The organism is Pseudomonas sp. (assembly GCF_030683065.1).
GTDB lineage: Bacteria > Pseudomonadota > Gammaproteobacteria > Pseudomonadales > Pseudomonadaceae > Aquipseudomonas.
This window is the reverse complement of the sequence record NZ_JAUXMX010000046.1, coordinates 103,157-126,554: the sequence shown is the minus strand read 5'-3', so window position 1 is coordinate 126,554 and position 23,398 is coordinate 103,157. Positions and strand designations below refer to the sequence as shown.

Below are 23,398 nucleotides of genomic sequence, written 5' to 3'. Positions count from 1 at the left end.
GGTGACTGGCGCGACTCGGTCGCAGCCATGTACGAGGAAACGGGTTCGACCGGCCAACTAACCAGGTTCGGGGTTGGGAACACTCTGCTATTAAAAGCAGAGCGGGTTGCTTTGAGTCTTGACGTTGGGTCGGCTAATGGGCGTCCCCTTTTTCGCTTCCCCTTTTTCCACGAGACGTTATGACGAGCAGCTCAAATGCGACAAGCCACCGACATTAAAGAACTCAGCCGGTTTGCGCCGGTAGTAGCCGTCCTCCACCGCCTGCGCCTGTTCGGCGTAGGGCTGGGTCATGATGGCCTGCAACTCGCGCACCAGCGCGTAGTTGCCCGCGCTCGCGTGGTTATACGCTGGCACAAGAAACCACTCGCGCAGCGTGTATTTCGGGTTGACCCGTTTCATCTGTCTTGCCAGCGCCTCACGGTCGCGGGCTGCGGTATTGGTGTTGCTGGTACTGCTGATGCCGACCAACGATTGCCATAACGTCAGCCACTCGGACCAACGCTGCTGCAGCCCGTCGTTGTTTTGTTGTGCGCCCGGATAGAAGCTTTTTTTCAGTGGGCCCATGTCGTCAGGCAGCGTCGAGAGTTCGCGGAAGAACACGGTGTAATCGACCGGCGTTTGCCGCATAAGCGTTTCCAGCTCGCTGAACAACGCGGGGTGAAACGTATCCAGCCCCAGTTTGGCCGCCCACATCTGCTCCATTTGCGTTTGCATCACTGCCGCAAAGCCACTGCGAATCTCCTCGAGCTGCTGCAGGCTGTCCTGAACCAAGCTGTTCTGATCCAAGCATTCCTGATCAAGATCGCCCTGATGCGCGCTCAGCAACGGCCGCAAGGCCGCGCAAAACATCTGGAAGTTGCGCTCCGCTGCCACCGGTTGATTGAGGAACGCGAAGTGTTCTCCACCACCCGTCCACGGCTGGTAGTGCGGGTCGAACACTTCGCAGAACCCGAACGGACCGTAGTCGAGGGTGAAACCACCTGCCGCGCAGTTGTCGCCGTTGAAGTTACCCTGGCAATAGCCGACGCGAATCCAGTTGGCCACCAGCGAGGTCAGCCGGCTGCGGAACGCACGCGCCAGCAACAGCACTTTTGCGCGGGTGCCAAGCTGCGGGTCGATAACCTCCGCGTACTCACGCGCGATCAAGTGCAACACCAACTGCTCCAGTTCCTGCAGCGCTTGCGGGTGCTCCTGCTTGCGCGCACGGCGAGCGAACAGCTCGAGTTGGCCGACCCGAATAAATGACGGCGCAACCCGCGTCGTGATGGCGACGGCCTCCGTTACCAGCCGGTCGGGGTCCTGCGCGTACGAGCCCGGTGAGTACCACGGCCGCTGGACCTGCTCGTTTTTCGACACGTACAAACTCAGCGATCGCGAGGTTGGCACGCCGAGCGCATGCATGTGCTCCTGTGCGAGGAACTCGCGGACACTCGAGCGCAACACGGCGCGACCGTCCCCACCCCGGCAGTACGGCGTGCGGCCGCCACCTTTGAGCTGCATTTCCCAGCGGCGACCGTTGATCACCGCCTCCAGCACGGACACAGCGCGACCGTCGCCGTAGCCGTTGCCTGTGCGGAACGGGCACTGTTGGTAATATTCTTTGCCGTATATAGACAGTGCATAGCCCGTCGCCCAGCCGACCTTGCGCAGCGGCGGCGGAACCTGGCTGAGGTCGCCGGAAAACATCCGTACGAAATCCGCCGACTGCGCCAGGCTGTCGGAAAAACCCAGTTCGCGGAACAAGCTTTGGCTGTGTGCGACGTACTCCGGGGAGTCGATGGGCGTGGGTTTGACCGGCACATAGTGGCCGCTGAACACTTGGCGCGGCGCATGGTCGTCGCCGTCTGCTGTCGCCTGAGGATCGCAGTTGAGCGTGTCCATCAGCGAGTAGTTGGCCAACGTGGCGAGATCGTCGAGCGTGGCGACGGCGGCAGACGCTGCGACGCTTTCTAGGGCGAGTCGATTGCTCATAAGGGCACCTCTTGGCGCGGGAAGAACGGCTGTTTGCCCGCTGCGTGGTGAGTGGTATCGACAATTTCTTCGATTTCGGGGGCGACTCTTTTCAGCATAACGTCGAAACCCTGGCGCAGCGTCACCTGCGAGGACGCGCAGCCCTGACAGCCGCCGCTCATAACGATAAACAGCTTGCCGCGCAGAGTCTCGACAATCGAAATCTTGCCGCCGTGATTGGCGATGGATTTATTCACCTGTTTGTCCAGCAGCTCCTGAACCACCGTATAAAGCGCTGCATCAGACCTGCCTTGCGTGCTGCTGTGGACATGCACCTCCAAGATCGCCTGCACGCCACTCAACAGCTGCGTGCGGATGGCGGTGCCGATGCTGGCTTTCAGCCCTGACCACGCGGCGCTCGGTGCCTTGCCAACGGTCAGCACGTTCTCGGCAATCAGCACGTTGGCCACGCCGAGCAGTGCGAACAGTCGCTCACCAAGCGGCGAACCGGCGGCCCGCTGCTTATTGCCGAAAAAGAACGGGCCGCCCGGATGCACGGGGTGGCTGACCACGAACGTGCAGCTGTCGGGGTCTGCCAGTGACACCTGCGCACGAATGCTCGCCGGCATGCTGTCCGGCAGACTCACGGGCAAACTCGCAGGCAGCTCGGCAGCCAGACGCGCAGACATCTTCAAGGCTCGACGTCGCCGCGCGCGCCTAGCCCAGTGCCATTAATGCTGTCCAGATGAATACGCTCCAGCAGATCAGAACTTCTTGCAAGAAAAAACTGGTTGTCGTGAAGGACCGCCTCTGGCCGGTTATAGCCTGTCGCGACCGTCCGCCCTGGGTCGCTACCGCTAATTGCAACCTCTGCGTCTCGATACCATCGCTCACGGAAAATACCGCTGCCCCACATAACGCCTGGCGTTGCGAGTAATGCGCCGTGTATGTAGCCGTTCGCCTTGACTTGCTTGTGCGGCTTCCTTAGCGTGCCGTCTCCGTTGGGATAAGCAGGATTCAGGCATGAGCGTCGCTGATAACGTCAAACTCGAAGCCGGCTGGAAAGAGGCCTTGCGCGAGGAGTTCGCCAAGCCCTACATGCAGGAGTTGGCCGAGTTCCTGCGCCAAGAGAAGGCCGCCGGCAAGGAGGTCTATCCGCCGGGTGCGCTGATCTTCAATGCGCTCAACTCCACGCCGCTGGAGCGGGTCAAGGTGGTGATCATCGGCCAGGATCCCTATCACGGCCCGGAGCAGGCTCATGGTCTGTGCTTCTCGGTGCAGCCAGGGGTGGCCACGCCGCCGTCGTTGCTGAATATCTACAAGGAGCTGAAACGCGACCTGAATATCGACATCGCTACCCACGGCTGTTTGCAGCACTGGGCTGAGCAGGGCGTGCTGTTGCTCAACACCTCGTTGACGGTCGAACGCGGCATTGCCGGCTCCCATGCGGACAAGGGCTGGGGGGTGTTTACCGACCGGGTGATCGAGGTGGTCAGTCAGCACGCTGCGCACCTGGTTTTTCTGCTGTGGGGCAAGCATGCGCAGAGCAAAGCGCGCCTGATCGACCCGAGCAAGCATCTGGTGCTGTGCTCGCCGCATCCCTCGCCGCTGTCGGCCCATCGCGGTTTTATCGGCAATGGTCACTTCAGTCGCTGCAATAAATTTCTCGTGCAGCACGGTATGCAGCCTATCGACTGGCGCCTGCCGCCACTCTAGATGCCGGCGCACAGGCCTGCTCGGCAAGGTCACGACGCAGCGCGCGCAGGCGAGCGCTGAGGTGCTCGCGCTGTTTGTTGTCGGCGCTTGCGAGCAGGTCGCTGAATAGCTCGATCATTGCTTGCCGTGAGCGTGCGTAGACGGCGCGGTAGTCGTCTTGGTAGACGCTTTCACGCTCCTGCAGCAAATGCGTCAGGCGCAGGGGGAAGTCGGCGCTGCGCCGTGCATCAAGCACCGTGCGCAATTCCGTCTGCCAGCGCAGGCGGTTGTCCAGCCACAGGCGATTTTGCTCACCCAGCGTTTGTGCCCACTCGCCGATACGTGCCTGCTGCAGCTCATTGAGCTGACCAAACCAGGGGCGCAGGCGTTTCTGCATGCGCGCGGCGCGTTGGCTGATCTGGGTCGCCAGGGGCGGTTCGAGAAAGTCCAGGCGATCCTCGCGGTTGTCCTCATCGAGGACGGCATACAGGTCGGCGACTTGGCTGGGGTTGAGGGTTTGCAGCAGCTCGATGGCGGTTGGGGTGATTTCGGCCGTGACGCGTTTGAGCGCGCCATCCAGTTCGGCGAACTGTTCGCTCAGTTGGCTCGCGCTGGGGTTGGTCTGCTTGAGCAGGCGTTCACTGCGCTGCAGCCAGTCGATATACCGCGGTAACTCGCTGCTGCAGTGCCACTCCAGGTGGGACTGCAAGCGTGGCTTGAGCCAGGTTTTCTGGGTGCTGGTCAGGCTCAGGTAATCGTCCAGCTGCCAGGGAATCAGCCAGTCGAGGTTGCGATAGGCCAGGCCGACCCGGCTGCAGGCGGCCAATAGCACGCTGAGGGCGACCAGCAGGAGCAGGGTTTTGATCAGGGGCCAGCGGGGCAGGTTCATGCGGGTTGCCTCGGTGTGTGATCGGTCAGTGCTTGCACCTTAGTGCCTGGAAACTGTCACGCGATGCTGGGCACGGGCTCACAGATTACGCCCGCCCGGACTGGCATAGGGCCGTTTGAAATATGCGCTAAAAAAGAGCCCGCGCGAGGCGGGCTAAACGTGGTCGATATGTGCGGGTAGATTGCTAGCTACGCTGCCACCGCCTGAACAGCGGCTCGGCCAGGAACATCACCAGGAACAGCCGCAGCACCTGCAATGCGGTGACCAGCGCCACCGACAGGTGCAGGGCCTCGGCAGTCAGGCACAGTTCGGTGATGCCGCCGGGCATCATGCCGAGCATCAGCGAACTCTGGTCTGCGTTGGCCAGCCAGCCGAGGCCTGTTGCCAGTAGCGCGGCGCCGGCCATGGCGAGCAGGGTGAACAGCAGGATGCGCGCGAGAAAACCTGGCGCATTGCGAAAGAACCCGCGGTCGAAGTGGCAGCCCAGGGCGCAGCCGATCAGCCATTGGCCGGCCTGGCCGAGACCGTCCGGTAAACCGATGTGCAAGTCGAAGCTGACGCTGGCGACAGCGCACACGGTCAGTGGCCCGAGCATCCAGGGGTTGGGTTGCTTGAGTTTGCCCCAGAGCAGTGCCAGTAGCGCGCCGGCCGGTAGCAGGATGGCCAGCCAGAGTCCGTTCACTTCGGCTGCTGGCGGCGGTTCGATGGGCGGCAGGCTCCAGGTGAAGATGGCCGGAATCAGCAGCACCACCAACAGCAGGCGCAGGCTGTGCGCCGCCGCGACGCTGGCGACCTGGGCGTCGTGGCGGCGTGCCAGATTGACCATTTCGCTGGCGCCGCCCGGCATGCTGGCAAAGAACGCCGTCGCCCGGTCAACCCCGGCGCGGCGCAACAGGGCAATACCGATCAGGCTGAGTAGCAGGGTGATTAGAGCGCCAGCCAGGATCACGCCGAAGTTGCTGAGCAGTGCACTCATCACTTCGCTGGTGAAGTGCAGGCCGATGGCGCTGGCGACCAGCCATTGCCCGGTTTTTCGACCACCGGGGATTTCCGTGACCAGCCAGCCGCTGCAGCGTGCGGCGATGACTGCCAGCAATGGGCCAATGATCCACGGCAAAGGCCAGCCGATCAGGCTGGCCAGGTAACCGCCGATCAAACCGATCAGCGGTGTGGCCCAGTAGCGACGCCACTGGGTCAGGGTTGAGGCATTAAGCATTAACTACTCGAGCGATGCGCCGCGCACGCCACCAGCGCAGGGCTGGCATGCCAAGCATCAGTGCGGTCAGTGCCCAAATGACGAGGCTGATCGGGCTGCTCCAGAGGATACTCAGTTCACCTGCCGAGATCGACAGGGCGCGGCGCAGGTTGTCTTCCATGAGCTCACCGAGCACGAAACCGAGGATCACCGCCGACAACGGGAAGTCCAGCTTGCGCAGGATATAGCCGAACACACCGAGGCCGACCATCAGTACCAGGTCGAAGGTGGTGCTGTGCACCGCATAGACGCCGACCATGCTGATCGCGGTGATCGCCGGCACCAGCACCCAGTTGGGTACGCTGAGCATGCGGGCGAACAGGCCGACCAGCGGAAGGTTCATTACCAGCAAGATCACGTTGCAGATGAACAGCGAGGCGATCAGGCCCCAGACCACATCCGGCTGCTGTTCGAACAGCAATGGGCCTGGGGTGATGTTGTACAGGGTCAGGGCGCCGATCATTACCGCAGTCGTGCCTGAACCAGGAACGCCGAGGGTCAGCATGGGGATCAGCGAGCCGCAGGCCGAGGCGTTGTTGGCCGCTTCCGGTGCGGCCAGGCCGCGCAGGTCGCCTTCGCCGAATTTGCCGCTAGCACCGGCCATACGCTTTTCGGTCATGTAGGTCATGGCGCTGGCGATGGTCGCGCCGGCACCCGGCAGTACGCCGATGACGAAGCCAGCGAGCGAACTGCGGATCATGGTCCAGAAGGTAAAGCAGTACTCCTTGAAGTTGAACATCAGGCGCCCACCAGCCTTGGTAACTTGCTGGCCGCCGTGGGTCTTCTCCAGCATGATCAGGATCTCGCTGACACTGAAGAAACCGATCACCACGATGATGAACTGGATACCGTCGGACAGGCTGACGCTGCCGAAGGTGAAGCGGTAAACGCCGGTGGTTGAATCCACGCCCACTGTTGCCAGTGAAAGGCCGATCAGGGCCGCCAGCAGGGTCTTGACCGGCTTGTCGCCAACCATGCCGCCGAGGCACGCGATGGCGAAGATCATCAGCACGAAGTACTCGGCCGGACCGAAGGCCACTGCCCACTTGGCCAGGATCGGTGCGAACAGCACCACGCCGCAGGTGGCGATCATGCTGCCTGTGAAGGAGCTGACCGCCGATAGCGACAGGGCGATACCGGCCTTGCCTTGGCGTGCCAGCGGATTCCCGTCGAGGGTGGTCATCACCGAGGCTGAGCAGCCTGGTACGTTGAGTAGAATGGCGGAGATGCGTCCGCCGTATTCGCAGCCGAGGTACACGGCTGCGAGCAGGATCAGGGAGGTTTCCGGTGACAGGCCGAGCGCGAAGGCCAGCGGCAGCAGGAGGGCCACGCCGTTGATCGGGCCTAGCCCTGGCAGCATGCCTACGATGGTGCCGACGAAGGCGCCAAACAGGGCGACCATCAGATTTTCCGGTCGGGTGGCGACGTCGAAACCCTGCATCAAGAAATTCAGCGTTTCCATATCAATTCTCCACGAAGACGGTAAGCAGACCCAGCGGCAAAGGTACGTCCAGCAGCAGGTCGAACAGGCCGTACAGCAGAACGCCCAGTAGTGTGCCGCTCAGGGCGCAGGGCAGCAGGCGTCCGGTGAACAACAGGCCAAGGGTGAAGGTGGTCAGAGCGGTGCTGAGGATGAAACCAAGCGGTTCAAACAGTAGGGCGTAGGCAAGCAGGGTGGCGATGCACAGGCAGGCTCGCTTTATCGCGCGGGGGTTGAGTACTTGCTCAAGCAGGTCGGGCTTGGCAATCAGCCAAGCGGCACCGACAGCCATCAGGCTGAGCAGTAACAATGGGTAGGCGCGGGGGCCAACCGGGTCGTAGGCAAACGGCGCCTGGAAACCCCAGGCGAGGACGGCGAGGCCGGCACAGAAAAGCAGCCAGATCGCAGCGAACAGGCGGACGTACATGGTGGGTTACCTAGTCAAGGGTCAGGGAAGACCGAGGAACCTTAGGATGGGTATCGCTGCGCTCAACCTGCGCGGCCCGACCCATCCTACGTTCTGGGTGTTGGCGTTTTACTCCTGCATCAGGCCGAAGGCATCGGCTAGCACCTTGTATTCTTCGACTTGCTTGAAGACCAGGGCTTGCAGTTCATCGCCAGTCACCGACAGTGGCAGCAGGTCGCGCTGTGCACGCAGCTTGGCGAAGTCTTCGCTGGCGAGCATGGTATCGAACTGCTGTTTCCACCAGTCGTACTGCGCATCGCTGACCTCTGGGCCGACATAGAAACCGCGGATCACCGGCCAGGTGATGTCGTAGCCTTGCTCCTTGGCGGTGGGGATCTCGGCCAGCTTGCCCGGCAGGCGTTCATCGGAGAGTACCGCGAGGATGCGTACCTTCTTCGCTTCCAGTTGCGGGGTGACTTCACCGAGGCCGCTGCTGGTTACCTGTACGTGGCCGCCGAGCATGGCAGTGAGGGTTTCGCCGCCGCCTTCGAAGGCGACATAACGCAGGTTCTTCGGATCGATACCCGCCAGGCGAGCGATCAGCGCGGTCTGCATCCAGTCCTGGCCGCCGATGGTGGCGCCCGCACCGAAGACGATGCTGGACGGATCTTTCTTCAGTGCCTGTACCAGGTCATCGAGGCTCTGGTAGGGCGAGTCGGCACGCACGGTAATGGCGCCATAGTCGGTGCCTACCGCCGCTAGCCAGCGCACGCCGGTTTCGTCGTAACGACCGAACTTGCCTTGGGCCAGGTTGAGCAGGGAGCCGCTGGAGAAGGCGACAATGGTGCCTGGGTCATCGGCGCGCTGGGCGATCACCGCGTTGTACGCAACGGCGCCAACACCGCCGGGCATGTAGGTGACGCGCATCGGTTTTTTCAGCAGGCCGCCATCTTTCAAGCCGCTTTGTGCCAGTTTGCAGGTCAGGTCGAAGCCGCCGCCGGGCTTGGCCGGAGCGATGCACTCGGGGCGCTTGGGTTCGGCAGCCAGCAGTTGACCGGCGAAGGCCATGCAGGCGGTGGCGAGGGCGATACGGGTAAAGGCAGTTTTCATGGGTGTTTCCTCTAGATTCTTATTGTGGATTACCAGATCGGCAGCGTGTAGCCGACGACCATCCGGTATTCGTCCGAGTCGCGGGCGAAGTCGGAGCGCAGGTTCGCGTTACGCAGGCGCACGTAAAGGTTCTTCGCCGGGCCGCTCTGGACCACGTACTTGACCTCGAAGTTGTGCTCCCACTCGCCGCCGCGCTCGTCGCTGCCGATAATCTTCGCGTCACTGCCCTTGATATAGCGGGCGAGGACGTTCAGGCCGGGCAGGCCGAGGCTGGCGAAATTGTAATCGTAGCGAGCCGACCAGGATTTTTCTTCAGGGTTGGCGTAGTCGTTGGCGGAGTCGTTGACCAAATAGGGATCGCTGCCGTCGATATAGGCATAGCCGGTGTCGCCGCTCATCTTCTGGTAGGCCAGGCTGAGCTTGTGCCCGCTGTGGGCATAGCTGACCACGCCGTTGAGTGCGCGGTTGTCAATCTTGCCGGCATTGGCCGCGCCGCTGTCGTCGCTCAGCATCAGGCGCAGGTCGCTGGCCAGGGTGCCGCCGCCCATGGGGTAGCTGGCCAGCAGGTTGAAGAAGTTCTGCCGGTAGATGTCATCCAGTTCGGCGTGGAAGTAGCGACCTTTGATATTCGGGTTGAACTGGTAGTCAACTCCCAGCAGGTCCAGGTAATCGGCTGTGATGCCCCCGGCGAAACGACGATTCCTATTGTTAAGCACCAGCTCTTCGGAGTTGCTTGAGGCGCGGTCGATGACCTTGTCCAGACGCCCGCCGGTGAAGGTCAGGCCATCCAGCTCGCTGGAGGTCAGCAGGCCTCCTTCGAACACCTGGGGCAGTAGACGGCTGTCACTGGCCTTGACCACGGGTAGATCAGGCACATGTGAGCCGTAGCGTAATTCGGTGGCGGAGAGCTTGACCTTGGCGGTGAGGCCCAGGCGGCTGAACTCGTCCGGTGCGCCGCCGCTTTCACGCGCTGGCAACAAGCCGGTGCCAGTGCGGCCGCCACCGGAGTCCAGCTTGACGCCGAGCATGCCCATGGCATCAAGGCCGAAGCCAACAGTGCCCTCGGTATAACCCGACTGAATATTCAGCAGGAAACCCTGGCCCCATTCTTCGCGCTTGTTCTGGCCATCGCCTTCGCGAAAATCACGATTCAGGTAGATATTGGTCATGGTCAGGTTGGCTGTGCTGTCTTCGACAAACGCGGCCTGGGCAGCAGGTGCGAGCAGTGCTGCAGTTACGGCTAGGCTGAGCAGGTTTACAGGCAGCAGTGCCTGACGTGATGCTATTGGCATCGTGTGGTCTCCATTGTTGTTTTTGTCACGGCTGCACACCACTGTGCAGACCGTTCAGGTAGGTGGGTCGAGCCACCTGGCGCTGATCGTATGAGGTCAAGCTTTCACCAAGCTTTCAGCGTTGAATTTTTTTGCAGTGGTTGCGCGCCGGCATTTTGCTAATTCACAGGTCGCCGCACGCCTGTAAACTGCGGCCCGGGCTGCGTGGCCGATAATGATTATCTGACTCGAATCTGGATGGAGGTGGCGGTGCGAATTCTGCTGGTCGAAGACCATCCGCAATTGGCGGCGAGCGTAGCCCAGGCCCTGAAAAGCGCCGGCTGGACGGTGGACGTTCTGCACGATGGAGTGGCCGCCGATCTGGCCCTGGCCAGCGAGGAGTACGCCCTGGCGATTCTCGATATCGGCTTGCCACGCCTCGATGGTTTCCAGGTGCTGGCGCGCTTGCGTGAGCGGGGCAAGACCCTGCCGGTGCTGATGCTGACCGCTCGTGGCGAAGTCAAGGATCGCGTGCATGGCCTCAACCTCGGTGCCGATGATTACCTGGCCAAACCCTTTGAATTGAGCGAGCTGGAAGCGCGGGTCAAGGCGCTGCTGCGGCGCAGCGTGCTGGGTGGCGAGCAGCAGCAGCGCTGCGGCCAACTGCTCTATGACCTGGGTACCCGGCGCTTCAGTGCAGGAGGAGAAAGCCTTAGCCTGACCTCGCGCGAGCAGGCGGTGCTGGAAGCCATGATTGCCCGGCCGGGGCGGGTGATGAGCAAGGAGCAACTGGCGGCCCAGGTGTTTGGTCTGGACGAGGAAGCGAGCACCGACTCGATCGAGATCTACGTCCATCGTCTGCGCAAGAAGCTCGAGGGCAGCGGCGCACGCATTGTTACCTTCCGTGGCCTGGGTTATTTGTTGGAGGCAGTCGGTGGCTGAAGTCGGTAGCCTGCGCGGGCGGCTGCTGCGGCGTCTGGCGCTGCTGTTGACGCTGATTCTGGTTGTGAGCAGTTTGAGTGCTTACTGGAGTGCCCGGAGCGCCGCCGACACCGCCTATGACCGTACCCTGCTGGCGTCGGCACGGGCGATCGCCCAGGGTCTGTATGCCGATGACGGCAGGCTCAAGGCCAATGTGCCCTATGTCGCCCTGGACACCTTCGCCTACGACAGCGTTGGGCGCATCTACTACCAAGTGCTGGATCAGCGTGGGCAACTGGTCTCCGGTTACGACGATCTACCGGCGGCGCCTGCCGGCACTCCGCGTACCGACGATTACCCGGCGCTGGCGCGTTTCTACGATGGCTTCTACCGCAGTCAGGGTGTGCGCGTGGTCAGCCTGCTGCAACCGGTCAGCGAACCCCTGCTCAATGGTATTGCCGAGATTCGAGTGGCCGAGACGCTAGGCGCACGTGAACGTATGACGCATCAGTTATTGGTTGGCACGCTGTGGCGCATGTGTTTGCTGGCGTTCAGCGCACTGCTGCTGGTGTGGCTGGCGGTGAGTGCCGCGCTGCGTCCGCTGGAACTGTTGCGACGGACGGTGGCCGCGCGTGCCAGCGACGACCTGCGGCCGCTACCGGATGCCGAGCTGCCACGCGAGTTGCGTCCGCTGGTGAGTGCCTTGAATCAGTTCAATGAACGTCTGCGTGGCCTGTTCGAGCGTCAGTCGCAATTCATCGCCGATGCTGCCCACGAACTGCGCACGCCCCTGGCGGCGCTCAAGGCGCGGGTCGAACTGGGTCTGCGTGCGCAGGAACCTGCCGCCTGGCGCAGCACCCTGGAAGAAGCGGCGCAGAATACCGATCGGCTGACTCAGCTGGCCAATCAACTGCTCTCGCTGGCGCGCATTGAAAGTGGGGCGCGGGCGATTGCCGAGGGTGGCGCACAGCAGCTGGACCTCAGTCAGTTGGCCCGTGAGCTGGGGCTGGCGTTGGCGCCGTTGGCCCACGCGCGCGGAATTTCCTTGGCGCTGGAGGCCGAACAACCGGTGTGGCTGCGCGGCGAGCCGACCCTGCTCAATGAGTTGTTGTGCAACCTGGTGGATAACGCTCTGGCGCATACCCCGGCCGGCGGCAATGTGATCCTGCGGGTGGTGGCGCCAGGTGTCCTGGAGGTTCAGGACGATGGCCCTGGGATTCCTTTAGAGGAGCACGAGAAGGTTTTCGAGCGCTTTTATCGGCGCGGCGTGCAAGGCTCTGGCGCGGGCCTGGGCTTGGCCATCGTCGGCGAGATCTGTCGCGCGCACCAGGCGCGCATCAGTCTGCATCAGGCCCTGCCGCAGGGGCTGCTGGTGCGCGTCGAGTTTGTTGTCGAGCCTATTTGATAGGGCGTGAAAGAGCGCTTGTGACGGCGCTCGATACTTCCACGAGCTCTTATCAAACAACCTGAATATCATTGATTTATTGATGATTACGTTTTCTGTAGGAGCGGCTTCAGCCGCGAAGCTTTGCTGTGCCGCGAAGAATTCGCGGCTGAAGCCGCTCCTACGACAGCTGGCCCCGCGCGCACCTCGGTTTGCTGCGCGACAGCGCGGCGTCGTATACGGGGCGGCCCCTCCAGGAGCCTGTCCGGGAGTGGCAGGCTGTCCCACCTCTGAGCGCTTTACTGCAGCATGCCCATGGCCGCTTCCATGGCGGCGGAGAGGTCTTCGTTGTCATTCAGGTTCTGGTGCGGGTCCAGACCCAGTTTGCGGAATGCCGGGATCTGGCTCCAATCCATCTCGGTATACGGATGTTGGCTGCCCAGGTAGCTCTGCAGAATGGCAACCTGGACGATGTCGACGTAGTCGACCTTGGCACTGTCGCGGGTGAAATCCAGGTGTTGACTCGGCACCATGGCGATCAATTCGGGGAAGTCCCAGGCACGCAGGATCTTGTCGCCGATCATCGGGTGAATCTGCTCGATGACGTGGTTGAGGCTGATCGAGTCGGACAGCAGTTCGTTGTGGTCTTCGGCGTAAGTCAGGATCGGCAATACGCCAATCTGGTGAACCAGGCCGGCGAGGGTTGCCTGATCCGGCATCAGGCGGGTGTAGTGTTTACACAGCACGTGGCAGATCCCGGCAATTTCCGTGCTCTTGTTCCAGACTTCGCGCATCTTGCGGTCGACTATGTCCGAGGTGGCCTGGAACATCTGCTCCATCGCCAGGCCGGTCGCCAGGTTGCAGGTGTAGTTGATGCCCAGCCGGCTAACGGCCATCTGCAGGTCAGTGATTTCCTTGTTGGTGCGCAGCAATGGGCTGTTCACTACCTTGATGATGCGGGCGGTCAGTGCTGCATCGTTGCCGATGACCTTGCTGATCTGCGGAATACCGATGTCCGGGTCTTCTGCCGCTTCACGAACTTTCAGGGCGACCTCTGGCAGGGTGGGCAATACCAGATCATCGTTGTCGATGGCCTTGATCAGTTCCTGTTGGACTTTCTCGGCAAGCTTGCTCATGGGCAGATCTCTTCAGTCATCGGCTGCAGGTGCAGTGTGGTTAGCGTTGGATTTCGCGGTTGCTGTCCAGGGTGTAGGGCAGGTCGAGCAGCCTGAGCGGCAGGCCTTGCGGTGTGCCGAGGTGAATGCGTCCGTCACTGACCGCGTCCTCTAGCAATACCGCGAGCAGCTCGAAGCCGCTGTCGCTTTGCGCCGCCAGGACCACTTCACCGACGCTACTGTTGCGCTCTGGGGAAAATAGTTCGGTTGCCGGCAGTGGGAGACTTTCGCCTTCCACGGTCAGGCGATATAAGCGGCGCTTGAGCTTGCCGAGGTACTGCATGCGCGCGACGATTTCCTGGCCGGTGTAGCAGCCTTTCTTGAAGCTGACCCCGCCCAGTGCCTGCAGGTTGAGCATTTGCGGGATGAACAGCTCGCGGGTGGAACCCAGCACCTGGCCGATGCCGGCGCGTACCTGGGCCAGCAGCCACTGATTGAGTGGGGCGTACGCCAGCTGGGCGTCCAGTTGGGCGTGCAGGTTCTCGGCTTGGCTGGCCGGCGCCCAGAGTTCGGCGCGGCCATCGCTCAGGCGCACGGCCAGCAGATCGTCGGTGCGGGCAACGCTATCGGCGTCGCGGGGCAGGTCGAGGCCGAGGCTGGCCAGCGCGGCGTCGCCGTCCTGCAGGCCAAAGCGTACCCAGTCGGCACTTTCGTCGATCAGTTTGGATTTGCTGAATGCGGCGTATTTCTGCAAGTCGAGCAGTTGCGGCTCGACCAGCTCACTGGCCATCGCCAGCAGGAAGCCGTCGGCTACGCTGACAATCCTGAAGCTCGACAGCATGCGCCCTTTGGGGGTGCAGCGGGCGCCGAGGCTGGAGTGGGTAGCGCTCAGGTAATTGAGGTTGCAGGTCAGTTGGCCCTGGAGGAGTTTGCTCGCATCAGAACCGCGAACGGCGAGGACGCCTTCGTGGCTGAGGGTGGAGAAAAACGCGGAATCGGCCATAGGGTAAACAATCGCTGGGTGAACGTTAGGGCCATCATCATAAAAGCAGCCATAAGCCTCAAGCTACAGGCTTTGTTTAAAAGCTGGGAAAAAGCTTGAGTGGCGCGCACTTCTAGTCACCCTTGATTGCTTGCAGGGGCGGCCACCCGTCTTGCGGCCGACTGGTATACTCCTGCGCTCAATTCCCGCCAGGCTCTATCAAGGAAGCGCTCCATGGTCGATTCGACAGAACTCAATCGTCTCTACTGGCACAGCCGTCGCGGCATGCTGGAACTGGATGTACTGCTGGTACCGTTCGTCAAAGAGGTTTATCCAACCCTCGATGCCGAAGATCGCGAGTGTTACCGCAAGCTGCTCGAGTGTGAAGATCAGGACATGTTTGGCTGGTTTATGCAGCGTGCCGAATCTGAAGATGCCGAGTTGCAGCGCATGGTTCGCATGATTCTGGACCGTGTCCAGCCCAAGTGACAGCTTCGAGTGCCGCTGGCAGCCGTCGCGGCGCTTGCTGCTGCTCTATGCTTTCGTCCAGGCGCTAGCGCTGCTCAGTCTGTTGCTTGTCAGCATTGCATGGTGGGCACTGTTGCTGGGTCTTGCCCTGTGTCTTGGGCATGCCGCCTGGGTATTGCCGCGGCACATCTTGCTGAGTGCGCCACACGCGTTCAGTGGGCTGCGCTGCACGGCAGAGGGTTGGCAGCTGTGGAGTGATTTGGGCGGCTGGCAGACCATTCAATTACGCCCCGACAGCCTGGCGTTACCGCTGGTCGTGGTGCTGCGTTACAGCCTGCCAGGTGAACGCTGGGTGCGCGGCTTGTGCATCCCGCATGACGCCATGGCTGCAGATATGCACAGGCGTCTGCGCGTGCGCCTGAAATTCAGTCGCCGTAGATGGGCGGCCGCAGAATAGTATCCTTGGCCTCAGGCAACTGCTGCGGATAGTCCAGGGTGTAATGCAGGCCGCGAGATTCCTTGCGTTCCATGGCTGAGCGGATCATCAGCTCGGCCACCTGCGCCAGGTTCCTCAGCTCGATCAGGTCGCGGCTCACTTTGTAGTTGCTGTAAAACTCATCGATCTCGTCGAGTAGCAGGCGCACCCGGTGTTCGGCGCGTTGCAGGCGCTTGTTGGTGCGCACGATGCCGACGTAATCCCACATGAAGCGCCGCAGCTCATCCCAGTTGTGCGCGATGATCACGTCTTCATCGGAGTCTGTGACCTGGCTGGCATCCCAGGTCGGCAGATTGGCCGGTGCGCTCACATCGTTGAGCTTTTGCACGATGTCGGCCGCCGCCGAGCGGGCGTAGACGAAGCATTCCAGTAGCGAGTTGCTGGCCATGCGGTTGGCCCCGTGCAAACCGGTAAAACTGGTCTCGCCGATGGCGTACAGACCCGGTACATCGGTGTGTCCGCTCTGATCAACGACCACGCCGCCGCACGTGTAATGTGCGGCCGGTACTACCGGGATAGGCTCGCGGGTGATGTCGATACCAAAGTCGAGGCAGCGCTCATACACGGTCGGGAAGTGCGTCTTGATGAAGTCAGCCGGTTTGTGGCTGATATCCAGGTACACGCAATCCACGCCGAGACGCTTCATCTCGTGGTCGATGGCGCGGGCGACGATGTCGCGTGGTGCCAGTTCGGCGCGCTCATCGAAGCGTTGCATGAAACGCTCGCCGTTAGGCAGCTTGAGCAGCGCACCTTCACCGCGCAGGGCTTCGGTAACCAGAAAGCTTTTGGCCTGCGGGTGGTAAAGGCAGGTCGGGTGGAACTGGTTGAACTCCAGGTTGCCGACCCGACAGCCGGCGCGCCAGGCCATGGCGATGCCGTCGCCGCAAGCACCGTCCGGGTTGCTGGTGTACAGGTAAACCTTGGCCGCGCCACCTGTGGCGAGGATCACGAAGCGTGCACCATAGGTATCAACCTCGCCGCTGGTGCGATTGAGTACGTAAGCGCCCAGGCAGCGTTCACCAGCCAGGTCGAGTTTACGTTCGGTGATCAGGTCAACCGCCACGCGCTGTTCGAGCAGTTCGATATTGCCCCGCAGTTTTGCCTGTTCGAGCAAAGTCTTGAAGATCGCTGCACCGGTGGCGTCGGCGGCGTGGATGATGCGTCGGTGGCTATGACCGCCTTCGCGGGTCAGGTGAAACTCGAAGCTGCCGTCTTCATGGGAGGTCTGATCGTCGCGGGTGAAGGGCACGCCCTGGTCAATCAACCATTGGATCGCTTCGCGGCTGTGTTCCACAGTGAAGCGCACAGAGTCCTCACGGCACAAACCAGCGCCAGCATTGAGGGTATCTTCGACATGCGAGTCGACGGTGTCGGTGTCGTCGAGTACCGCCGCCACGCCACCTTGTGCCCAGTATGTCGAGCCATTGGCCAGATTGCCCTTGCTCAGCACAGCAATGCGCAGGTGCTCGGGTAAGGTCAGTGCGAGGGTAAGGCCTGCGGCTCCGCTGCCGATGACCAGGACGTCGTGTTGGTAGTGTTGGCTCATGTCGTGATCCCGCAAGTAAGCGGGCCCTAGTATATAGAGGGGGTGGGCGGCACAATAGCGGACTTATGACCTACTGTGCTGCTGGGGAACTTTCTTAGACGTTCAGGTTCCATAAAAGGTCGCCCGTAGAATGGTTTGTGTCTGTTTGTCGGGTACGTTTACTAAGATTATTACGCAGTAGGGCTTCAGGTCACTGCTGCGTCACTCCGTGCAGGACATTAAGAGTTCTGCAGGAAGCTTGTTTGGAGGGGAGAACTTTTGCGCAACGTCCGAGTCTATCTTGGCAAGCCGATTGATTGGCTGGTGTTGCGCTCCTTCGGACTTAATGAGGAGTGTTGATGCTAGCTCAGGAAGAAGATCAGCAACTGGTTGAACGTGTGCAGCGCGGTGACAAGCGAGCATTCGATTTACTGGTATTGAAGTACCAGCACAAGATTCTCGGGTTGATCGTGCGTTTCGTGCACGACACCCATGAAGCGCAGGATGTTGCGCAGGAAGCCTTCGTCAAGGCTTATCGCGCGCTGGGTAATTTTCGCGGAGACAGTGCGTTTTATACATGGCTGTACCGTATCGCTATCAATACGGCGAAAAACCATCTGGTGTCGCGTGGTCGGCGCCCGCCAGAGAGTGATGTAAGTGCCGAGGATGCAGAGTTCTATGATGGCGATCACGCCCTCAAGGACATTGAATCCCCGGAACGACTGCTGCTGCGGGATGAAATCGAAGCCACCGTGCACCGTGCCATCCAGCAATTGCCAGAAGATTTGCGCACAGCACTAACCTTGCGTGAATTTGATGGTCTCAGTTATGAGGACATTGCCAGCGTCATGCAATGTCCAGTCGGTACAGTGCGTTCGCGAATTTTCCGAGCTCGCGAGGCCGTAGACAAGTCCTTGCAGCCTCTGTTGCAGGACAGTTAAGACAGCGGCGACAGCCAAGAGAGGAACCGCCATGAGTCGTGAAGACTTGCAGGAATCGCTGTCCGCGGTTATGGATAACGAAGCGGACGAAATGGAGCTGCGGCGTGTGCTCAATGCGAGCGACGATGCCGAGCTGCGTGCCACCTGGTCGCGCTACCAAATTGCACGAGCAGTCATGCACAAGGAACTGCTAGAACCGCGTCTGGACATTGCAGCCGCTGTTTCTGCTGCGCTGGCCAACGAAGCTTTGCCGGTGCAGGGTAAAAGCGTTATTCGCGGTCCGTGGCGTTCGATTGGTCGCTTTGCAGTGGCCGCTTCAGTTACGGTAGCTGTGCTTGCGGGGGTGCGTTTGTATAATCAGGACGACGTCGCGAGTACACAATTGGCGCAGCAGGCTACCCAGCCGGCCTTGAGCACTCCGCAAGTCCAGGGGCCAGCCATGCTTGCTGGTTTCAGTACTACTGGCGAGCAACCTCCAGCGGTTGACGCTGCCGGTGCAGCTGCTTCAGGCTGGCATGATCAACGCCTGCCATCGTATCTGCGTCAACATGCTCAGCAAGCGGTTATAAATGCCCATGAAAGTGCGCTGCCTTATGCGCGTGCTGCAAGCTTGGAAAGTCGCTAAGGAGGCGCATGCGCTTTATCCCCGTCATCTCTTTGTTGCTCGGTAGTTGCCTTGCACTGCCTGTTGCTGCTGCTGTTGAAGCACAAGATTGGCTACTCCGCCTGGCAGATGCCGGGCGAAGCCAGAGCTTTCAAGGCGTATTTGTGTATGAACGCAATGGCAGTTTTTCCACCCACAGCATCTGGCATCGGGTAGATGATGCAGGTGGTGTGCGCGAGCGTTTATTGCAGTTGGATGGGCCAGAGCGTGAAGTGCTGCGGGTCGATGGCCGCACAAAATGCGACAGCGGTAGCCTGGTCGACCAGGCTGGTGACCAGAAAGCCTGGGCGGCACGCGATCTGAATGCTCAGCGTTTGCTTGAATCCTATGATCTGCGTGTCATTGGCGATTCGCGTGTGGCCGGACGAGCGGCTGTGGTGCTCTCGCTGTCGCCGCGTGACCAGCATCGCTACGCTGTCGAGTTGCACCTGGATCAGGAAAGCGCCCTGCCGTTGAAATTCTTGCTGCTGAATGACAAGGGCCAGTTGCTTGAGCGCTTCCAGTTCACCCAGCTCGATGTAGGTACGTTACCCACCGATCAGGAGCTGCAGTCTGACGCGGGTTGCAACCCCGTCATTGCCAGTGAGATTGAGACTGAGGCCGTCGAGGCCTGGCGCTCTGACTGGCTGCCGCCAGGCTTTACGTTGACGCGTATCGCCGAGCGGCGTAGCCCGGTCTCCGATGAGCAAGTGGCCTGCCTGGTTTATGACGATGGCATGGCGCGTTTTTCGGTATTTCTTGAACCCCTGCGTGGTGTCATGGCCGAGGATGCGCGTAGTCAGCTGGGTCCGACTGCCGCGGTTTCACGACGGCTAGTGACTGATGACGGTGACGTGATGGTTACGGTTGTTGGTGAGATACCCTTGGGTACGGCAGAGCGTGTCGCCTTGTCGATGCGTCCCGCAGAGGCACAGGCCCCGCAATGATCGAAGAGCAGGGGCGAGTGGTTGCGGTCGAGCCCGGCGCGGTCTGGGTTGAGACTTTGCGCAAAAGCACCTGCTCCAGCTGCTCGGTAAGCGCAGGATGTGGTCATGGCGTACTCGAAAAACTGGGTGCCAGTGGCCGTCCCGCCTATGTGCGCGCAGTCTGCGATCTGCACTTGAGCGTGGGCGATGCAGTGATCATCGGCGTGCGCGAGGAGTTGCTGGTGCGTGGCTCGTTATTGGTCTATTTGCTGCCGTTGATCGGGCTGTTCAGTGCTGCCTTGCTTGCCGAGCAGTTGGCGTGGGGGGAGCCGTTGGTTATTTTGTCTGCCTTTGTTGGTTTGCTCGCAGCCTGGTTGGCGGTGCGTTGGCACAGTGCTCGCACAGCAGATGATCCGGCCTTGCAGCCTGTGGTCATGCGCGCCTTGCTCGCCGGTTCCGCTGCGGCGTTTTAGCCTTTTGCTGGTTTTCGATGGGGAGTTTCATAACGATGCCTAGCCTGAAATGGTTTTTCTCAGCTTCGGTCGCTGTCCTGCTTCTGGGGCAAGCGGTGGTTGCCCAGGCCAACTTGCCGGACTTTACCGAGTTGGTCGAAGAGGCCGCGCCAGCAGTCGTCAACATCAGTACCCGGCAAAAGATACCGGCGCGTGCGTCGGGGGCTGGCGAGCTGGCTATTCCCGATCTTGAAGGCCTGCCGCCGATCTTTCGCGAATTCTTCGAGCGCAATATTCCGCAGGTTCCGCGCGCGCCAAACGGTGGTCGCCAGCGTGAAGCGCAGTCGCTGGGTTCCGGTTTCATTATCTCTGCCGATGGCTACGTACTGACCAATAACCATGTGGTCGCCGGTGCCGATGAAATAATCGTGCGCCTGCCAGATCGCAGTGAGCTGGAAGCCAAGCTAATCGGCGCCGATCCGCGCAGCGATGTGGCCCTGCTCAAGATCGAAGGCACAAATCTGCCAACGGTCAAGTTAGGCAAGTCCGAGGATCTGAAGGTCGGCGAGTGGGTGCTGGCCATCGGCTCACCCTTCGGCTTCGACCATTCGGTGACTGCCGGCATCGTCAGTGCCAAGGGGCGTAGCCTGCCAAATGAAAGCTATGTGCCGTTCATTCAGACCGATGTGGCAATCAATCCGGGTAACTCCGGTGGCCCATTGTTCAATCTGGCGGGAGAGGTGGTTGGGATCAACTCGCAGATATTCACCCGTTCGGGCGGGTTTATGGGCTTGTCTTTCGCCATTCCCATGAGCGTTGCCCTGGATGTCGCCGAACAGCTTAAAACCGACGGCAAGGTCAGCCGCGGCTGGCTGGGCGTGGTGATTCAGGAAGTGAACAAGGACCTTGCCGAGTCATTTGGTCTGGACAAGCCTGCGGGCGCATTGGTTGCTCAAGTGCTTGAAGGCGGCCCGGCGGCCAAGGGCGGTTTGCTGGTTGGCGATGTGATTCTCAATATAGATGGCGCCCCGATCGTTATGTCGGGTGATTTGCCGCATCTGGTGGGTCGCCTGAAGCCAGGCAGCAAAGCCGAGTTGGATGTGGTGCGCGAAGGCGCACGCAAGAAGCTCAAGCTGACCATCGGTGCCTTGCCGGAAGATGGCGAAACCGTGGCTGGCGTGACTGGCCCTGGCGACGAGCGCAGCAGCAATCGCCTTGGGGTCAAGGTGGTTGAGCTGACCGCCGAACAGAAGAAAAGCCTCGACCTTAAAGGCGGTGTGGTTATCAGCGAAGTGCTCGACGGTCCCGCTGCCCTGATCGGTTTGCGTCCGGGCGATGTGATTACGCATTTGAACAATCAGGCAATTGACTCGGCAAAAACCTTTACCCAAGTGGCTCAGGATTTACCGAAGAACCGCTCTGTATCAATGCGTGTGCTACGCCAGGGGCGCGCCAGCTTCATTACCTTCAAATTGGCCGAGTGATCTCGGTGCGGGCTGCTCGTCGCTAAAGCGGCGTCGCAGCTGGTGTCGGGGCGCTACCCGCAAGATTAAAGAAGGGCGATTTCGATCGCCCTTCTTCATATCCGCCGATTGGCACCTGCGCGTGACTGCTGCGGCGCCAATCGGGTACACTTCACGGCTATTTTCGGCGGGCTGTGCCTGCGACCTTTTCGAGTGTCGTCCTGTGAGTGACCTGAGCCATATAAGAAATTTCTCCATCATCGCCCACATTGATCACGGCAAGTCCACCCTGGCTGACCGTTTTATCCAGATGTGTGGTGGCCTGGCTGATCGTGAAATGGAAGCCCAGGTGCTGGACTCCATGGATCTTGAGCGTGAGCGCGGGATTACCATCAAGGCGCACAGCGTGACCTTGTATTACACGGCGCGCGACGGCAAGACCTACCAGTTGAACTTCATCGACACCCCCGGGCACGTCGACTTCACCTATGAAGTCAGTCGTTCCCTGGCCGCCTGTGAAGGTGCGTTGCTGGTGGTCGATGCTGGTCAGGGCGTCGAGGCGCAATCGGTGGCCAACTGCTACACCGCCATCGAGCAAGGCCTCGAGGTGATGCCGGTACTGAACAAGATCGACCTGCCGCAGGCCGATCCGGACCGGGTCAAAGATGAAATCGAGAAGATCATTGGCATCGATGCCACTGATGCCGTGACCTGCAGTGCCAAGACCGGCCAGGGTGTTGACGAGGTGCTCGAGCGTCTGGTGCAGACCATTCCCGCGCCGACCGGTGATATTGAGGCGCCTTTGCAGGCGCTGATCATCGACTCCTGGTTCGACAACTACCTTGGCGTGGTTTCCCTGGTGCGCGTGCGTCACGGGCGGATCAAGAAGGGTGACAAGGTGCTGGTGAAGTCCACCGGCAAGATTCACCTGGTTGACAGCGTCGGCGTATTCAATCCCAAGCACAGCGCTACGGTTGACCTCAAGGCTGGCGAAGTAGGCTTTATTATTGCCGGTATCAAGGACATTCACGGTGCGCCAGTGGGCGATACCCTGACCTTGAGCTCCACGCCTGACGTCGACATGCTGCCAGGCTTCAAGCGCATCCAGCCGCAGGTGTATGCAGGCCTGTTCCCGGTCAGCTCCGACGACTTCGAGGATTTCCGTGAGGCCCTGCAAAAGCTCACGCTGAATGACTCCTCCTTGCAGTACACCCCGGAAAGCTCTGATGCCCTAGGCTTCGGTTTTCGTTGTGGCTTCCTCGGCATGCTGCACATGGAGATCATTCAGGAGCGCCTTGAACGCGAGTACGACCTGGACCTGATCACCACTGCACCGACGGTTATTTTTGAGCTGCTGCTCAAGACCGGTGAGACGGTCTACGTCGATAACCCGTCCAAGCTACCCGACCTGTCGACCATCGAAGACATGCGTGAGCCGATCGTGCGGGCCAATATTCTGGTGCCGCAGGAGCACCTGGGTAACGTCATCACCCTGTGTATCGAGAAGCGTGGCATCCAGCACGACATGCTGTTCCTCGGCTCGCAAGTGCAGGTGACCTACGACCTGCCGATGAACGAGGTGGTCCTGGACTTCTTCGATCGCCTGAAGTCGACCAGCCGTGGGTATGCCTCGCTGGACTATCACTTCGATCGTTATCAGTCGGCCAATCTGGTCAAGCTGGACGTGATGATCAACGGTGAAAAGGTCGACGCCCTGGCGTTGATCGTGCACCGCGACAATGCGCACTACAAAGGTCGTGCGTTGACCGAAAAGATGAAAGAGCTGATTCCGCGGCAGATGTTCGATGTGGCAATTCAGGCCGCCATTGGCGGGCAGATTGTGGCGCGTACCACTGTCAAGGCACTCAGAAAGAACGTGCTGGCCAAGTGTTACGGTGGCGATGTAAGCCGTAAGCGCAAGCTGCTGGAAAAGCAGAAGGCCGGTAAGAAAAGGATGAAGCAGGTCGGCAACGTGGAAATTCCACAAGAAGCCTTCCTCGCTGTGCTCAGGTTGGATAGTTAGGTC

22 protein-coding genes are annotated in these 23,398 nt (G+C 60.7%); 11 read left to right on the top strand and 11 right to left on the bottom strand.

The annotated features are described in order from the left end of the window. Positions 1-177: 177 nt before the first annotated feature. Together Q8K09_RS15550 and Q8K09_RS15545 are read right to left on the bottom strand one after the other, a co-directional pair. Positions 178-1,971 carry a YdiU family protein gene (locus Q8K09_RS15550; RefSeq protein ID WP_305255887.1) on the bottom strand — a complete coding sequence of 598 codons (1,794 nt, stop codon included), beginning with the start codon at positions 1,969-1,971 and terminating at the stop codon, positions 178-180. After that, positions 1,968-2,639, bottom strand: coding sequence for a NifU family protein (locus tag Q8K09_RS15545; protein ID WP_305255886.1), 672 nt, complete (start codon positions 2,637-2,639; stop codon positions 1,968-1,970). The genes Q8K09_RS15550 and Q8K09_RS15545 overlap by 4 nt, the downstream gene beginning before the upstream one ends. Positions 2,640-2,973: 334 nt before the next feature. Here Q8K09_RS15545 and ung point away from each other — a divergent pair, with 334 nt between their 5' ends. Continuing rightward, positions 2,974-3,666 (top strand): uracil-DNA glycosylase, encoded by a 693-nt coding sequence (gene ung / locus Q8K09_RS15540; protein WP_305255885.1) that lies wholly within the window; start codon positions 2,974-2,976, stop codon positions 3,664-3,666. On the opposite strand, the gene Q8K09_RS15535 is transcribed toward ung, so the two are convergent. The 6 genes from Q8K09_RS15535 to Q8K09_RS15510 form a co-directional block, all read right to left on the bottom strand. Continuing rightward, positions 3,638-4,534: a DUF6279 family lipoprotein gene (locus Q8K09_RS15535; protein WP_305255884.1), complete on the bottom strand. Its 897-nt coding sequence runs from the start codon at positions 4,532-4,534 to the stop codon at positions 3,638-3,640. The genes ung and Q8K09_RS15535 overlap by 29 nt on opposite strands. A gap of 184 nt (positions 4,535-4,718) precedes the next feature. Beyond that, the gene (locus Q8K09_RS15530) at positions 4,719-5,750 is read right to left on the bottom strand and encodes an AbrB family transcriptional regulator (RefSeq protein WP_305255883.1); all 1,032 of its coding nucleotides are present in this window, start codon (positions 5,748-5,750) and stop codon (positions 4,719-4,721) included. Continuing rightward, the gene (locus Q8K09_RS15525; protein ID WP_305255882.1) at positions 5,743-7,251 is read right to left on the bottom strand and encodes a tripartite tricarboxylate transporter permease; all 1,509 of its coding nucleotides are present in this window, start codon (positions 7,249-7,251) and stop codon (positions 5,743-5,745) included. Before Q8K09_RS15525 ends, Q8K09_RS15530 begins: the two co-directional genes overlap by 8 nt. Before the next feature lies 1 nt (position 7,252). Then, entirely contained in the window at positions 7,253-7,696 is a 444-nt protein-coding gene (locus Q8K09_RS15520; protein ID WP_305255881.1) for a tripartite tricarboxylate transporter TctB family protein, read from the bottom strand. 108 nt (positions 7,697-7,804) lie between these two features. Beyond that, positions 7,805-8,785, bottom strand: a complete 981-nt coding sequence (locus Q8K09_RS15515; protein WP_305255880.1) for a tripartite tricarboxylate transporter substrate binding protein — start codon at positions 8,783-8,785, stop codon at positions 7,805-7,807. 29 nt (positions 8,786-8,814) lie between these two features. Next, entirely contained in the window at positions 8,815-10,077 is a 1,263-nt protein-coding gene (locus Q8K09_RS15510; RefSeq protein ID WP_305255879.1) for an OprD family porin, read from the bottom strand. A gap of 249 nt (positions 10,078-10,326) precedes the next feature. Between Q8K09_RS15510 and Q8K09_RS15505 the strand changes: the two genes are divergently transcribed. After that, a complete protein-coding gene (locus Q8K09_RS15505) occupies positions 10,327-10,998 on the top strand; it encodes a response regulator (RefSeq protein WP_305255891.1) in 672 nt (223 codons plus the stop codon). Further along, positions 10,991-12,382, top strand: a complete 1,392-nt coding sequence (locus Q8K09_RS15500) for a sensor histidine kinase (protein WP_305255878.1) — start codon at positions 10,991-10,993, stop codon at positions 12,380-12,382. The genes Q8K09_RS15505 and Q8K09_RS15500 overlap by 8 nt, the downstream gene beginning before the upstream one ends. Before the next feature lie 278 nt (positions 12,383-12,660). On the opposite strand, the gene Q8K09_RS15495 is transcribed toward Q8K09_RS15500, so the two are convergent. After that, entirely contained in the window at positions 12,661-13,497 is an 837-nt protein-coding gene (locus Q8K09_RS15495; protein ID WP_305255877.1) for an HDOD domain-containing protein, read from the bottom strand. A 40-nt stretch (positions 13,498-13,537) separates the two neighbouring features. Next, the gene (locus Q8K09_RS15490) at positions 13,538-14,479 is read right to left on the bottom strand and encodes a folate-binding protein YgfZ (protein ID WP_305255876.1); all 942 of its coding nucleotides are present in this window, start codon (positions 14,477-14,479) and stop codon (positions 13,538-13,540) included. A 213-nt stretch (positions 14,480-14,692) separates the two neighbouring features. Between Q8K09_RS15490 and Q8K09_RS15485 the strand changes: the two genes are divergently transcribed. Both Q8K09_RS15485 and Q8K09_RS15480 read left to right on the top strand, forming a co-directional pair. Then, entirely contained in the window at positions 14,693-14,947 is a 255-nt protein-coding gene (locus Q8K09_RS15485; RefSeq protein WP_305255875.1) for a succinate dehydrogenase assembly factor 2, read from the top strand. Next, positions 14,931-15,383, top strand: a complete 453-nt coding sequence (locus tag Q8K09_RS15480; protein ID WP_305255874.1) for a protein YgfX — start codon at positions 14,931-14,933, stop codon at positions 15,381-15,383. Before Q8K09_RS15485 ends, Q8K09_RS15480 begins: the two co-directional genes overlap by 17 nt. Here Q8K09_RS15480 and nadB read toward each other — a convergent pair. After that, positions 15,352-16,968, bottom strand: a complete 1,617-nt coding sequence (nadB, locus tag Q8K09_RS15475; RefSeq protein WP_305255873.1) for an L-aspartate oxidase — start codon at positions 16,966-16,968, stop codon at positions 15,352-15,354. The two genes, Q8K09_RS15480 and nadB, sit on opposite strands and share 32 nt — an antisense overlap. A gap of 338 nt (positions 16,969-17,306) precedes the next feature. On the opposite strand from nadB, the gene rpoE reads away from it, so the two are divergent. The 6 genes from rpoE (at position 17,307) to lepA (ending at position 23,395) form a co-directional block, all read left to right on the top strand. Next, positions 17,307-17,888: an RNA polymerase sigma factor RpoE gene (gene rpoE, locus Q8K09_RS15470; protein ID WP_305255872.1), complete on the top strand. Its 582-nt coding sequence runs from the start codon at positions 17,307-17,309 to the stop codon at positions 17,886-17,888. Between the two features lie 31 nt (positions 17,889-17,919). Then, the gene (locus Q8K09_RS15465) at positions 17,920-18,513 is read left to right on the top strand and encodes a sigma-E factor negative regulatory protein (protein WP_305255871.1); all 594 of its coding nucleotides are present in this window, start codon (positions 17,920-17,922) and stop codon (positions 18,511-18,513) included. Positions 18,514-18,521: 8 nt separating this feature from the next. Then, positions 18,522-19,478: a MucB/RseB C-terminal domain-containing protein gene (locus Q8K09_RS15460; protein ID WP_305255870.1), complete on the top strand. Its 957-nt coding sequence runs from the start codon at positions 18,522-18,524 to the stop codon at positions 19,476-19,478. After that, the gene (locus tag Q8K09_RS15455; RefSeq protein WP_305255869.1) at positions 19,475-19,930 is read left to right on the top strand and encodes a SoxR reducing system RseC family protein; all 456 of its coding nucleotides are present in this window, start codon (positions 19,475-19,477) and stop codon (positions 19,928-19,930) included. Before Q8K09_RS15460 ends, Q8K09_RS15455 begins: the two co-directional genes overlap by 4 nt. A gap of 35 nt (positions 19,931-19,965) precedes the next feature. Beyond that, positions 19,966-21,393 (top strand): DegQ family serine endoprotease, encoded by a 1,428-nt coding sequence (locus tag Q8K09_RS15450; RefSeq protein ID WP_305255868.1) that lies wholly within the window; start codon positions 19,966-19,968, stop codon positions 21,391-21,393. A 202-nt stretch (positions 21,394-21,595) separates the two neighbouring features. Continuing rightward, positions 21,596-23,395, top strand: coding sequence for a translation elongation factor 4 (lepA, locus tag Q8K09_RS15445; RefSeq protein WP_305255867.1), 1,800 nt, complete (start codon positions 21,596-21,598; stop codon positions 23,393-23,395). Positions 23,396-23,398 lie beyond the last annotated feature (3 nt).

Coding starts and splice junctions, on each gene's coding strand:
- Q8K09_RS15550 (WP_305255887.1), bottom strand. CDS start 1,971: ATGAGCAATCGACTCGCCCTAGAAAGCGTCGCAGCGTCTGCCGCCGTC.
- Q8K09_RS15545 (WP_305255886.1), bottom strand. CDS start 2,639: ATGTCTGCGCGTCTGGCTGCCGAGCTGCCTGCGAGTTTGCCCGTGAGT.
- ung (WP_305255885.1), top strand. CDS start 2,974: ATGAGCGTCGCTGATAACGTCAAACTCGAAGCCGGCTGGAAAGAGGCC.
- Q8K09_RS15535 (WP_305255884.1), bottom strand. CDS start 4,534: ATGAACCTGCCCCGCTGGCCCCTGATCAAAACCCTGCTCCTGCTGGTC.
- Q8K09_RS15530 (WP_305255883.1), bottom strand. CDS start 5,750: ATGCTTAATGCCTCAACCCTGACCCAGTGGCGTCGCTACTGGGCCACA.
- Q8K09_RS15525 (WP_305255882.1), bottom strand. CDS start 7,251: ATGGAAACGCTGAATTTCTTGATGCAGGGTTTCGACGTCGCCACCCGA.
- Q8K09_RS15520 (WP_305255881.1), bottom strand. CDS start 7,696: ATGTACGTCCGCCTGTTCGCTGCGATCTGGCTGCTTTTCTGTGCCGGC.
- Q8K09_RS15515 (WP_305255880.1), bottom strand. CDS start 8,785: ATGAAAACTGCCTTTACCCGTATCGCCCTCGCCACCGCCTGCATGGCC.
- Q8K09_RS15510 (WP_305255879.1), bottom strand. CDS start 10,077: ATGCCAATAGCATCACGTCAGGCACTGCTGCCTGTAAACCTGCTCAGC.
- Q8K09_RS15495 (WP_305255877.1), bottom strand. CDS start 13,497: ATGAGCAAGCTTGCCGAGAAAGTCCAACAGGAACTGATCAAGGCCATC.
- Q8K09_RS15490 (WP_305255876.1), bottom strand. CDS start 14,479: ATGGCCGATTCCGCGTTTTTCTCCACCCTCAGCCACGAAGGCGTCCTC.
- Q8K09_RS15485 (WP_305255875.1), top strand. CDS start 14,693: ATGGTCGATTCGACAGAACTCAATCGTCTCTACTGGCACAGCCGTCGC.
- nadB (WP_305255873.1), bottom strand. CDS start 16,968: ATGAGCCAACACTACCAACACGACGTCCTGGTCATCGGCAGCGGAGCC.
- rpoE (WP_305255872.1), top strand. CDS start 17,307: ATGCTAGCTCAGGAAGAAGATCAGCAACTGGTTGAACGTGTGCAGCGC.
- Q8K09_RS15465 (WP_305255871.1), top strand. CDS start 17,920: ATGAGTCGTGAAGACTTGCAGGAATCGCTGTCCGCGGTTATGGATAAC.
- Q8K09_RS15460 (WP_305255870.1), top strand. CDS start 18,522: ATGCGCTTTATCCCCGTCATCTCTTTGTTGCTCGGTAGTTGCCTTGCA.
- Q8K09_RS15455 (WP_305255869.1), top strand. CDS start 19,475: ATGATCGAAGAGCAGGGGCGAGTGGTTGCGGTCGAGCCCGGCGCGGTC.
- Q8K09_RS15450 (WP_305255868.1), top strand. CDS start 19,966: ATGCCTAGCCTGAAATGGTTTTTCTCAGCTTCGGTCGCTGTCCTGCTT.